The 11266-nt window shown below is 70.1% G+C and carries 11 protein-coding genes, 4 tRNA genes and 2 pseudogenes; 5 read left to right on the top strand and 12 right to left on the bottom strand.

Annotated features, from left to right (window positions below; genetic code table 11):
* Together VKT83_01725 and VKT83_01720 are read right to left on the bottom strand one after the other, a co-directional pair.
* The coding region (locus VKT83_01725) for a GTP-binding protein (GenBank protein HLY21160.1) at positions 1 to 130 on the bottom strand (130 nt) is incomplete at its 3' end.
* A 142-nt stretch (positions 131 to 272) separates the two neighbouring features.
* Positions 273 to 348 (bottom strand) — tRNA-Thr (locus VKT83_01720).
* Positions 349 to 562: 214 nt separating this feature from the next.
* On the opposite strand from VKT83_01720, the gene VKT83_01715 reads away from it, so the two are divergent.
* Positions 563 to 1879, top strand: coding sequence for a tetratricopeptide repeat protein (locus VKT83_01715; protein ID HLY21159.1), 1317 nt, complete (start codon positions 563 to 565; stop codon positions 1877 to 1879).
* Between the two features lie 15 nt (positions 1880 to 1894).
* Here VKT83_01715 and VKT83_01710 read toward each other — a convergent pair whose 3' ends face one another.
* From VKT83_01710 to VKT83_01700, 3 genes are read right to left on the bottom strand one after another with little or no spacing between them, the layout of a single operon-like run.
* Positions 1895 to 2827, bottom strand: a complete 933-nt coding sequence (locus VKT83_01710; protein ID HLY21158.1) for a GNAT family N-acetyltransferase — start codon at positions 2825 to 2827, stop codon at positions 1895 to 1897.
* A 34-nt stretch (positions 2828 to 2861) separates the two neighbouring features.
* Positions 2862 to 3935, bottom strand: a complete 1074-nt coding sequence (locus VKT83_01705; protein ID HLY21157.1) for an ATP-binding protein — start codon at positions 3933 to 3935, stop codon at positions 2862 to 2864.
* A complete protein-coding gene (locus VKT83_01700; protein HLY21156.1) occupies positions 3925 to 4644 on the bottom strand; it encodes a response regulator transcription factor in 720 nt (239 codons plus the stop codon). Before VKT83_01700 ends, VKT83_01705 begins: the two co-directional genes overlap by 11 nt.
* A 200-nt stretch (positions 4645 to 4844) precedes the next feature.
* Here VKT83_01700 and VKT83_01695 point away from each other — a divergent pair, with 200 nt between their 5' ends.
* The 4 genes and pseudogenes from VKT83_01695 (at position 4845) to VKT83_01680 (ending at position 6397) form a co-directional block, all read left to right on the top strand.
* Positions 4845 to 4997: a hypothetical protein gene (locus VKT83_01695; protein HLY21155.1), complete on the top strand. Its 153-nt coding sequence runs from the start codon at positions 4845 to 4847 to the stop codon at positions 4995 to 4997.
* Between the two features lie 12 nt (positions 4998 to 5009).
* A pseudogene (locus tag VKT83_01690) lies at positions 5010 to 5303 on the top strand (redoxin domain-containing protein).
* Between the two features lie 93 nt (positions 5304 to 5396).
* Positions 5397 to 5822, top strand: a complete 426-nt coding sequence (locus VKT83_01685; GenBank protein HLY21154.1) for a protein-disulfide reductase DsbD N-terminal domain-containing protein — start codon at positions 5397 to 5399, stop codon at positions 5820 to 5822.
* A 41-nt stretch (positions 5823 to 5863) separates the two neighbouring features.
* Positions 5864 to 6397: pseudogene (locus VKT83_01680) on the top strand (AAA family ATPase).
* A gap of 6 nt (positions 6398 to 6403) precedes the next feature.
* Here VKT83_01680 and VKT83_01675 read toward each other — a convergent pair.
* From VKT83_01675 to uvrC, 7 genes are all read right to left on the bottom strand, one after another.
* Entirely contained in the window at positions 6404 to 7300 is an 897-nt protein-coding gene (locus tag VKT83_01675) for a hypothetical protein (protein HLY21153.1), read from the bottom strand.
* A 21-nt stretch (positions 7301 to 7321) separates the two neighbouring features.
* Positions 7322 to 7409, bottom strand: a tRNA-Leu gene (locus VKT83_01670).
* 81 nt (positions 7410 to 7490) lie between these two features.
* A tRNA-Cys gene (locus VKT83_01665) sits at positions 7491 to 7565 on the bottom strand.
* Between the two features lie 7 nt (positions 7566 to 7572).
* Positions 7573 to 7647: transfer RNA gene (locus tag VKT83_01660), tRNA-Gly, on the bottom strand.
* A gap of 60 nt (positions 7648 to 7707) precedes the next feature.
* Complete coding sequence (gene folE / locus VKT83_01655; GenBank protein ID HLY21152.1) at positions 7708 to 8379, bottom strand: GTP cyclohydrolase I FolE; 672 nt, start codon at positions 8377 to 8379, stop codon at positions 7708 to 7710.
* Positions 8376 to 9332: a dihydropteroate synthase gene (folP, locus tag VKT83_01650; protein ID HLY21151.1), complete on the bottom strand. Its 957-nt coding sequence runs from the start codon at positions 9330 to 9332 to the stop codon at positions 8376 to 8378. Before folP ends, folE begins: the two co-directional genes overlap by 4 nt.
* The gene (uvrC, locus tag VKT83_01645) at positions 9329 to 11254 is read right to left on the bottom strand and encodes an excinuclease ABC subunit UvrC (GenBank protein ID HLY21150.1); all 1926 of its coding nucleotides are present in this window, start codon (positions 11252 to 11254) and stop codon (positions 9329 to 9331) included. Before uvrC ends, folP begins: the two co-directional genes overlap by 4 nt.
* Between the last annotated feature and the right edge of the window lie 12 nt (positions 11255 to 11266).

Raw genomic sequence — 11266 nt, 5'->3', positions numbered from 1 at the left:
CCTTCGTCTTCCCCAGGCTCGCCAGCACCCCCGTGATCGCCGCCGTCAGCGTCGTCTTCCCGTGGTCCACGTGCCCGATCGTCCCCACGTTGACGTGCGGCTTCGTCCGCTCAAATTTCGCCTTCGCCATCTCCGGCCTCCGTTCGCGCCGTCTTCCCGCGCCTTATCCGATTCCGTACGCCCGCGAGCCGATGCATCCGATCTCGCGAGTACCCCCATCGCTCATCGGTGCACGGGAAAACCCCGCTGTGATCGGGCTTGGGGGCGGTTCCTGGAGCCCACGACCGGATTCGAACCGGTGACCTTGTCCTTACCAAGGACACGCTCTGCCGCCTGAGCTACGTGGGCCCGTACTTTCACCGTATCGTGGCCGGCCGCAGAGTGGGCCGGCACAGCCGATTATAACAGAGCGTGCAGCGCCGTTACGCATATTGTACCATTAAACTGTCCGCAGACCCGGTTGACGGATTGTCGGAGGAAGCGCCCGCCGTTGAGCCTAACTCGCGCGGAGTTCGGGGGCACGTCGCAGACCTCATCCACCCGACCACTCCGGAGGAACGGGATGCTGTCGCTCGGCGAACGGATCCGCGGGCGGCGCAAAGAACTGCGCCTCACCCAATCGCAGCTCGGCGGCACCGAGCTCACGAAGGGCTTCATCAGCCTCATTGAAAAAGACCGGGCGAAGCCGTCGATCGAAACGTTGATCCTGCTCGCGAAGCGGCTGCAGCGGCCGATCGGCTACTTCCTCGAAGAGAGCACGCCCCTCGGCCGCCGGGCGCTCCAGACCCTGCTGAGCCTCGGCTGGGCGCTGCTCAAGCAGGGTGAATTCACGCAGGCCGCGGAGACGTTCACGCAGACCCGCACGATCGCCCGGCAGCACGACGACAAGAACGCCGAGGCGGAGGCCTGCTGCGGGCTCGGCTCCGCGCTCGCCGGGCTCCGCCAGTTCGACCTCGCCCGGGAGAACGTCGCGCACGCGCGCGACCTCGCCGGCGAGATCCAGGAGCCCCGCCACCTCGCGCGCATCAGCCACGTGCTCGGGCTGATCTCCTACTACGAGCGCGACCTCACGACGGCCCGGGAACACTTCCTCGAGGCGCATCGCCGGGTGCAGGCGGACGGCGAACCGGACGTGTCGCTCGCGGGGGCGCTGCTGCTGAACCTCGGCAACACGTATCAGGAGGCAGGCGAGCACCAAGAAGCGGCGCGCTGGTACCGCGAAGCGCTCGCGCTGCTCGAACCGACGCAGGACCTGCGCCGCATCGGCCTCGTCCACGTCCAGTTGGGCATCGCGCACCGCGACGCCGGACGCCCCGACACCGCCCTCGCGCACCTCGCGCGCGCGGAGCACATCTTCGAGCTGCTGGAAGACATCCGGCTCCTCGCGCAGGCGCGTACGAGCATGGGGATCATGCTCCTGGAGCGCGGCGACGTGCGCGACGCGATCGAGCAGCTGCGGAGCAGCCTGCACATCAAGCAGCAGCTCGGCGACGATCCCGGACGCGCGCGGAGCCTGACCGAGCTGGCCCGGGCGCTGATCGCGACCGGCGCACTGGCGGAGGCGGAAGAGGCGCTGACGGAAGCGGAGCGTCTCACCCGCCGGCTCAAGGACACGACCGAGGCGGCGCGGATCACCCTCGTGCGGGCCCGGCTCACGCGCGCGCAGGGCCACCCGGCCGACGCGGTGCGGCACTACAAGCAGGCGATCGCGTCGTTCGAACACCTCGCCATGCGCGCCGATCTCGCCGCCGCCGCGAACGAATTGGGCGAATTCCTGATCGACCAGAAACGTCCGTCCGACGCGGCCCCCTACCTCGCCCGCGCGCTGCGCGAGCTCCGCCAGCCGAACCTCGCCGGTCGCGTGCCCGGCAGCCGCTGACTGCCGGGGCGGCATCTACAGCCAGTTGTCGCAGTACAAGAGATCCGCGTGATCGTAGTCGGGACGTTCGCCGCGTTTCATCCGAAGCATCGCGCCCATGTCGCGGTACCCGCGGTCCGCGAGATGCCGGTACGCCCGCCAGCACGAGCCGGGCAGGCGCAGGCTGACCGCGTGGCATCCGGCCCGCGCCGCGAGGCACTCCGCCGCCCGCAGCAACCGGTCGAACGCCGCCGCGTCGCGGGCGGCGAGGAACGGCACGAAGGTGCTGCCCGGCCGGGGATGAAAGGTGCTGCGGACGTGGCACAACGCGCAGCCGCCGTCCGTCACCAGTAACTCGCCGATCTCCTGACGCCGCGTCGTCTCCGCCTCGGCGCGCAGATCGAGCCCGGGATAGACGAAGTCGAGGGACGGCGGGTCGCCCGAGATGGCCACGCCGTCCGGCCACTGGACGGCGGCGGGGGGCGAGGCCGCGGCGGCCGGCGCGGCGGGCGCTGCCGGCGGCGGGCTCCACTCTTTCCGCACGCCGAGACCGGTCCACCCCGGCCGGAACCCCGCTTTCGCGTAGAGATGAAGATGCTTCGGGCTCGACGGAAACGTCTCGAGGCCCGCGAGCCGGACGCCGCGCCGCGCCCAACTCTCGAGACACGCGGCCATCAGCGCCTGACCGATCCCCTGGTTCTCCACGTCGGGCGCGACGGCGATCGGACCGACCCATGCCAACGGGCCGCGCGCCACCGAGAACAGGGCGCCCACGGGGCGTTCGCCGTCGAAGGCCGCGAAACAACCGTCGCGATCCACGGCCAGCCGGTACGAAAACTGGTGCGGCGGAAACAAGGGCGGCGTGCGCGGCCGGCCGTACAGCGCTTCCGATATCCGGCAGAACGCCGCGTCGGTGAGGGCCGGGACCCAGTCGAGATCCGCGGCCGTAAGCGGCCGAACGTTGGTCATCGAGCCCCTCCGCGCGCGGCGCCGCCGCTCCGGATCAGCGGCCCGCGTTCGACAGCGTCAACCAGACGATCGTGCCTCCGGGCGTGCTCTCTGCGCCCGCGTCCCCGCCGTGGGCGCGGGCGATCTCCTGCACCAGCGCGAGGCCGATCCCCGCGCCGCCGGTATCCCGCGAGCGGGACTTCTCCCCGCGATAGAACCGCTCGAAGATGTGCGGCAGGTCGTCGGGGGCGATCCCCTCCCCGACATTCTCCACCGCCAGCCGCACGCCCCCGTCGAGCGAGGCCGCCCGCACCGTGATGTCCGTGCCCGCGGACGCGTACCGCAGCGCGTTGTCGAGCAGGTTGCGCAGCGCCTGTCCGACGAGATCGGCGTCGGCCTCCACCTCGGGCCGCGGCGCGCCGGCGACGACGGTCACGCGCAGGTTCCGGGCGCTCAGCTCCGGATGGTACAGCGCCGCGATCTGCTGCGCGAGGACGCCCGCGTCGAACCGCGTGCGCTGCAGTCCGGACATCCGCGCGTCGAAGCGGCTGAGCTGCTGCAGCATGTCGACCAAACGGACCAGCCGCAGCACCTCCTCGTGCAGCGATGCCAGGGTCTCGCGGCTGACCGGCACGACGCCGTCCCGCAGCCCCTCGAGGTAGCCCTGCAGCGTGCTGAGCGGCGTGCGCAGCTCGTGCGCCACGTTCGCGACAAGATCGCGGCGGAGCGATTCGACACGCTCCAGCGAGGCCGCCATGCGGTTGAGGGAATCCGCGAGCCGCACGAGCTCGTCGGGGCCTCGCGTCTCGACCCGCTGCGCGTAGTCGCCGGCGGCGATCCGCTCGGCGAGGAGCATCATATCCGAAATCGGGCGGACCAGCCGGCGGACGAGGATCCAGCCCAGCAGCATTGCCACCGCCGCGGCGGCGACGCTGCCGGCGACCAGCACGCGTTGGATCGCGTCCACGAAATCCCGCTCCACGACCGTGGGGTCGATGTGGTAGCGCGTCATGATGACCATGAAGAACTGGGCGGCGCGGTCCATGATGAGCGCGCCGGAGATCGCCACGGCGATGGCGATCACCAGCAGCTGCGCGCCGAGGAGCCGCCAGAGCAGCTTATCCCGCACGTTTCGGACGCGTCGGCTCGAGCAGCCGGTAGCCGACCCCCCGCACCGTTTCGATGTACCGCGGGCGGACGGGATCGTCGCCCAGCTTCTCCCGCAGCTTGCCCACGTGCACGTCGACCGTCCGATCGATGACCGCGACCTCGTTGAACGCGTAGACGTGCGTCAGCAGCTGTTCGCGGGTGAACACGCGGCCGGGAAACTCCATCAGCGCCTGCAGCAGCTTGTACTCGATCACCGTGAGGCGCACTTCCCGGCCGCCGACGAAGACCTCGTGCCGCTCGAGATCCATGAGCAGATCGCCCCGGACGATCCGCGGCGCGGGCGCCCCGCCGGAACCGGCCCGCCGCAAAATGGCGTGCACCCGGGCTACCAGCTCGCGCGGGCTGAACGGCTTCGTGACGTAGTCGTCCGCGCCGACCGCGAGGCCCGACAGTTTGTCGCTCTCCTCAACCCGCGCGGTCAGCATGAGGATCGGGACCTCGGAACGCTTGCGCAGCGCCCGGCACACGGCGACGCCGTCCATCTCCGGAAGCATGACGTCGAGGATCACGAAGCCGGGGCGGTGCCGCGCGAACAGGTCCAGCGCCTGACGCCCGTCGTACGCCGGGACGACGGTGAACCCGTCGCGCTCGAGGTACATCCGGACGAGCGCGATGAGTTTGTGGTCGTCATCGACGACAAGCACCGTGGGCTGGGTCCGTCCCGTCACATCGTCTCCCCGCGTGTTCGGGTCGCCGCCACAGACCGAGCACCGGCGGCACGCCGCTCCGTTGAATCGTGCAATATTCGCGTAAAGATTCGATAAAGGCTGCGGGATGCTCCGCCCCCCGTCGCACCGGGCCGCCTCCTCGGAAGAAAACCGCCCGGCCGCTCGTTGTAACGGGCAACGCAATCTCGGCGGAGGGTCGAATGCCGGACGAGTTGACCCGAAAGGGTCCGGCGATCGGAACGCGGTTTCCCGACATCACGCTGCCGGATCAAGCCGGAGTCCCCGTGCGCCTTCAGCAGGCGCGAGGGGGCCGCAGGGCGCTTGTGGTCTTCCACCGCAGCGCGCGGTGGTGACCCTACTGTAAAACGCAGCTCGTCGAGCTGCAGAAGATCGCCGCGGATCTCGACCGCGCCGATATCGCGCTGTTTGCGATCAGTTACGACTCGGTGGAAACGCTGGCCGGGTTCGCGGCAAAGCACGGGATCACGTATCCGCTGCTGGCCGATGAGGGCAGCCGGGTCATTCGCGACCTGGGGATGCTGGACGACGACCTGGACCGTCATCACGCGGAGTTCGGGCGCCAGGTCCGGGATGACCAGCGCGGGGTCGCCTATCCGGCCGTCTTCCTGCTCGACCGCTACGGCGTCGTCGCCGAGAAGCGGTTCCATCCAAAATACCGGATCCGGGACACCGGAACGGGCCTGCTGGAGTCGGCCCTGGGCATCGCGTCCCCGCGGCACGGGCCCGAGGCTGTGGCCGGGAGCGACGCCGTCGAGGTGCGCGGCTACTTCGATGCGCCGGAGTACCGGCCGTATCAACAGCTGCGTCTGACGCTCGAGATGACGGTCAAAAACGGGTGGCACGTGTACACGGCGCCGGTCCCGGCAGGGTACACCGCGCTCGGCGCCGAGGTCACACCGGTGGCAGGGATCGACGCCGGCGCACCCGCGTGGCCGGCCGGCCGCCCCCACCGCGTCGAGGGCCTCGACGAAACGTTCTCGGTGCTCGACGGGACGATCCGGGGTCAGATACCCGTGACGTTTGCCGTCGCGGCGGGGACGGGTGATCTGCGGCTCGAGATCGCGGTCCGTTATCAGGCGTGCAGCGACACGGCGTGCCTGCCTCCAGCGACTCTTCGCCTGAGTCTTCTCGTCCGCGAGGCGCCCTTCGCCGAATAAACCACGTCGCATCCGCCCGGCCGAATCGGTAGACTGGTGGCGTGCGGAGAGTCGTCGTGGTCGGAACGAGCGGCTCGGGCAAGACGGCCCTGGCGCGCCGCCTTGCCGCGCGGCTGGGTTATTCGCACGTCGAACTCGACGCGCTCCACTGGCAGCCGAATTGGACGGAAGCGCCGCCCGATAAGTTTCGCGACAGGGTCCGGCATGCGGTGGAGATCGACGCGTGGGTGGTCGACGGAAATTACAGTATCGTGCGGGATATTGTGTGGAGCCGGGCGGACACAATCGTATGGCTCGACTATCCGCTGCCGGTCATCCTCTGGCGGCTTCTACGGCGGACGGTCCGCCGGATGGTCACCCGGCAGGAACTGTGGTCCGGCAATCGGGAGGATCTGCGCACCGCGCTCTTCAGCAGGGATTCGGTCTTCCTCTGAACGCTCCGGACCTATCGGAAGAACCGCCGCACGTACGGCGCCGCGTCACAAGATCCGGCGATCGCGCATCTCACCGTGGTGCGTCTACGATCGCCGCGGGCCTGCGCCGCGTGGCTGTCCCGCCATTCCACGACCAGGTGAGGCGAACTAGCGCCTTCCGGCGAACCCGTGGGTCTTGTCGTTCGCATCGTCGAACGTCCCGACAATCTGCCCGGACGCGTTGAGGCCGTATCCGGCCGTGCCGGCGGCGCCGGGAATATCGACGACGGCGATGCCGCCTGTGGGGGCGCGCACGAACGCGTGCGACACCTCGTCGGCGTCCCGGAAATATCCAATGACCTGTCCGGCGCTGTTGATGGCATAGGCCACCGTGGCGGTGGCGCGCGGGACGTCGACCGTGGTGAACGCGCCGGCGCTGCTCCGGATGAAACCGTGATAGTCGCCGTTCCGGTCGCGATAGAAGCCGGAGACCTGCCCCGCGCCGTTGATCCCGTTCGCCACGGTCGTGAAGCCGTTGGGGGCGTCGAACGTGGCGACCGCGCCGGCCGGCGTGCGAACGTAGCCGTGCGACCGATGGGCCGCGTCCTCGATGCTGCCGACGATCTGTCCGGCGTCGTTGACGCCGTTCGCGAAGGTGTTGGCCGCGCCCGGGACGTCAAAGGTCGAGAACGTTCCGTCGGCCGCGCGGATGAATCCGTGCGAGGCCTTGTCCGCGTCACGGAAGTCCCCGACGATCTGCCCGCCGTTATTAATGTCGGACGCGTCCGTGCTGGCGGCGTTGGGGACGTCGAACTTCGTGATGACCCCGGCCGGGCTGCGGAGGAATCCGTGGGACCGCTGGTTTTCGTCATCGTAATTGCCGGCGATCTGGCCGTTGTTGTTGATGCCAAACGCGTAGGTGTCGGCGGCCCCGGGGACGTCGAACGCCGTGAACGTGGACGGCGGCGCCGCACGCCCGCCGGCCGCCGCGCCTGCCACGACGCAGGCTGCCGCGATCAGGGCGACGCCGACCCGTCCGGGAACCGCGCTGCGCGGCTTGTCCATCAGCAGTCCATCCCTCGGCGGTGGTGGGCGAGGTGGGAGTCGAACCCACACGGCCGATCAGGCCAGAGGATTTTAAGTCCCCCTCGTCTGCCTATTCCGACACTCGCCCGGTCGGGTACGTTCGCGAAACACGGCGCCGGCCCTTGCGGTCACGGTCCGGTGGGCCGGCGAGGAGAGCCTGCGGTTAAAATGGAGGCGACGGGCGGATTCGAACCGCCGAATGGGGGTTTTGCAGACCCCTGCCTTGCCACTTGGCTACGTCGCCGTCGGGTTGGAGCGGGAGATGGGACTTGAACCCACGGCCTTCTCCTTGGCAAGGAGACGCTCTACCTCTGAGCTACTCCCGCACCGCCGCAACCGATTATAGCAGAGGCGGCAACCCGCTGTCGCGCCGGCCGACCCTGAGCTTAACGGTGGCCGATCAGCGACATGAACTCCGCGCGGGTGCTCGGGTTCTCGCGGAAGATGCCGCGATTGGCCGAGGTCACGACCTTGCTGCCCGGCTTTCGCACTCCCCGCATGGTCATGCAGAGGTGCGTCGCCTCGATCACGACCGCCGCACCGCGCGCCTTCAGACCCTCCATTAAGAGGTCCGCCACCTGCGACGTCAGCCGCTCCTGCACCTGCGGGCGCCGCGCCAGTACCTCGACAAGCCGCGCGATCTTGCTGATGCCGACAATCCGGCCGTTGGGAATGTACCCCACGTGGGCAACGCCGTGCATCGGGAGGAAATGGTGTTCGCAGGTCGACTCGAACGGGATGTCCTTGACGATCACCATCTCCTTATGCCGGTCCTCATCGAAACCGACCGCCAGCACATCGACCGGGTTCGCATGCAGGCCGGAGAACAGCTCCGCGTACATCGCCGCGATCCGCCGCGGCGTGCCGGCGAGCCCTTCGCGGTTCGGATCTTCGCCGATCGCCCGGATGATCGTCCGCACGGCGCCTTCGATCGCCGGCTTGTCGATGGCGGTCCGGCCGTTGCCCGCGGCGCCGCCGCCGAGACCGGGCGCCGCCGGCCGCGAGCCGTTCTGGACCCGTCCGCTGCGTCGCGCCTTCACGCGTCCCGCCTGCCTCATCCGCCGTTCTCCTCTCCCGATCCGCTCTCCCGGCCCGCCGCCACGCTGCCGCCGCGCCGGGGGGCCGCCGCGTCCGCAGCATCATCCGGGCCGCGCATGATCGCGAGCGTCATCCGAATCACGCGGGCCACCGCCCGCACGTCGTGCGTCCGAACCAGCTGCGCGCCCTGCGCGACGCCGTACGCGACCGCGGCCAGGGTGCCTTCGAGCAGATCCTCCACCGGCAGCGCGAGGATGTCGCGGATGTAATTCTTGCGCGACGTGGCCAGGTAGATCGGATAGCCCAATCGCGAGAACTCCCCGAGGCGCCGCAGTATTTCCACGTCGTGGTACGGGGTCTTGCCGAAGCTGAAGCCGGGATCGACGAGCAGCCGGTCGCCCGGGACTCCCAGCGCCCGCGCCCGCGCGGTGCGCTCTTCGAGAAACGCGTAGACCTCGTCCACGACGGCGTCGTAGCGCGGCGCCGCCTGCCGGACCTTCGGCCGGCCCTGAATATGCATCACGACGAGCGCCGCCCCGGTCGACGCGGCGACCTCCGCCATCGCGGGGTCGGCGAGGCCGCTGATGTCGTTGATGAGCACCGCGCCGGCGTCGACCGCGGCGCGCGCGACCTCCGGTTTGTAAGTGTCGACGGTCAGCGGCACCGGCAGCCGCACGGCGAGCGCGCCGATCAGCGGGGCCACGCGGCGCTGCTCTTCCGCGACGTCCACCGGGGGCCCCGGCCGCGCGGTCTCCCCTCCGACCTCCACAAGATCGGCGCCTTCGGTGACGAGCTCGTCGGCGCGGGCCAGCGCGCGGTCGCGCGCGTAGTACCGGCCCTGGTCGTAGAAAGAGTCCGGCGTCGCATTCAACACGCCGACCACGAGCGGCCGCGGGGCAAGGTCGAGGGCGAGCCCGCGGGCCCGCAGCACGCGAGGGGCCCCGGCCGCCCCGCCCCGCGCAGACGGGGTCACGCCGGACCGTGCCGCCCCGCGGAGTCGGGGCCGTGCCGCCCCGCGGAGTCGGGATGCTCGCGCAAGTACTGGTAGATGCGCTCGGCCTGGACGGCGCCGATGCCCTCGACCGCGGCGATCTCCGCCGCGCTCACCGCCCGGATGCCGCGCACGGAGCCGAAGTGCCGGATCAGGGCGCGCTTCCGGCGCTCGCCGATGCCCGGGATCTCGTCCAGCGCCGAGAACACGATCCGGCGCCCCCGCAGGTGCTGATGATAGGCATTGGCAAACCGGTGGGCCTCGTCGCGCAGCCGCTGCAGCAGCTGCAGCGCCGGGGAGTCCGCCGGCAGCGCGATCGGCTCGGACAGCCCCTCGACGTAGATCAGGTCCTGGCCCTTCGCCAGCGCGATCGCCGGAATCATGTGGTTGTACTCGAACAGCACGTCCCGCGCCGCGCTCAACTGACCGCGGCCGCCGTCGAGCAGGACGATGTCCGGCAGGACGGCCCACTTCGGACGGATCGGCTCGTCGCGATCGAGCCGGTCCTGCTCCTCGCGCGCGCGCGCAAAGCGCCGCGCGAGGACCTCGCGCATCATCGCCACGTCGTCGGGCCCCTCGGCCGTCTTCATCTTGAACCGCCGGTACTCCCGGGGCCGAACGCGGCCGCCCTCGGCCACGACCATCGACGCCACGGTCTCGCCGCCCTGGAAGTTGCTGACGTCAAAGCACTCGACGCGCACCGGCGGTGATTCGAGATGCAGCAGCGCCTGCAGCTCGTGCACGCCGGGGCCGGCGCCGCCGCCGTGCCGCGCCGCCTCCTGCGCGAGATGCAGCGCCGCGTTGTCGCGGGCGAGCGAGACGAGCCGCGCGCGGTCCCCCCGCTGCGGCTGCACGATCCGGACGCGCGCGCCGCGCCGCTCGCCGAGCCAGCGCTCGATCACATCGTGATCCGGGATCGGCTCCGGCACCAGGATCTCGGGCGGCACCGTCGTGGAGGCCTCGTAGAACTGCGTGAGAAACGCGCGCAGGGTTTCGGCCGGCGGCACGCCGCGCGTCCCCTGCAGCATGACGTGCTCCTGCCCGGTGACCCGTCCGCCGCGGACCATGAACATCTGGACGCAGCCGGCGTCGCCGTCCTGCGCCACCGCGACGATGTCGCGGTCCTCGCCGCCCTCGGACACCATCCGCTGGGGCTCCTGAAGCGCTTCGAGCCCGCGCAGCTGGTCCCGCAGGGCCGCGGCGCGCTCGAACTCCAGCCCCTCCGCGGCCGCGGTCATCTGGGCCTCGAGGTCCTTGCGCAGCGCATCGTGCCGGCCGTCGAGGAAGTCCCCCGCCTGCCGGACCTGCTCCGCGTACTGCTCCGCGTTCGCGCCCCACGCGACACACGGCGCGCTACACTGGCCGATGTAGTAGTCGAGGCACGGCCGCGGCAGGTCGCGCGTGATCTCGATGTTGCAGGTTCGCAGCTTGAACAGCCGGCGGATCAGCCGGATCGTCCGGCCGACAAGCTTGGGCTCGTGGTACGGATACGGGCCGAAGTACTTCGCGCCGTCGCGGGCGACCTTGCGCGTCATCACGATCTTCGGAAACGGCTCGTTGGTGAGCTTGAGGTACGGATACGCCTTATCGTCGGCCAGCCTGACGTTGTACCACGGCCGGTGCCGCTTGATGAGCGTCGCTTCCAGGATCAGCGCCTCGACCTCGTTGGCGCAGACCACGGTCTCGACGTCCCGGATCCTCGAGATCAGGTGCAGGATCCGCGGGCTGTCGGTGTGACCGGGCTGGAAGTACTGGCGCACCCGTGCGCGCAGCGACGACGCCTTGCCGACGTAGATCACCCGGCCGGCGCCGTCCTTCATCAGGTAGACGCCGGGCTTGGCGGGGAGGTTGGCCACCCGCTCGGCGAGCGGCGTTTCGGTGTGGACCGACGACTCCTGACTCATGACAATTTATTA

This window comes from bacterium, from assembly GCA_035308905.1.
Classification (GTDB): domain Bacteria; phylum Sysuimicrobiota; class Sysuimicrobiia; order Sysuimicrobiales; family Segetimicrobiaceae; genus DASSJF01.
The sequence above is the reverse complement of the archived record's forward strand: the minus strand, read 5'-3'. Positions and strand labels throughout refer to the sequence as shown.

Bases quoted from the DNA above. Each gene is read 5' to 3' on its own strand.
- VKT83_01675 (HLY21153.1), bottom strand. From the start codon at position 7,300: ATGGACAAGCCGCGCAGCGCGGTTCCCGGACGGGTCGGCGTCGCCCTG.
- uvrC (HLY21150.1), bottom strand. From the start codon at position 11,254: ATGAGTCAGGAGTCGTCGGTCCACACCGAAACGCCGCTCGCCGAGCGG.
- VKT83_01715 (HLY21159.1), top strand. From the start codon at position 563: ATGCTGTCGCTCGGCGAACGGATCCGCGGGCGGCGCAAAGAACTGCGC.
- folE (HLY21152.1), bottom strand. From the start codon at position 8,379: ATGAGGCAGGCGGGACGCGTGAAGGCGCGACGCAGCGGACGGGTCCAG.
- VKT83_01710 (HLY21158.1), bottom strand. From the start codon at position 2,827: ATGACCAACGTTCGGCCGCTTACGGCCGCGGATCTCGACTGGGTCCCG.
- VKT83_01695 (HLY21155.1), top strand. From the start codon at position 4,845: ATGCCGGACGAGTTGACCCGAAAGGGTCCGGCGATCGGAACGCGGTTT.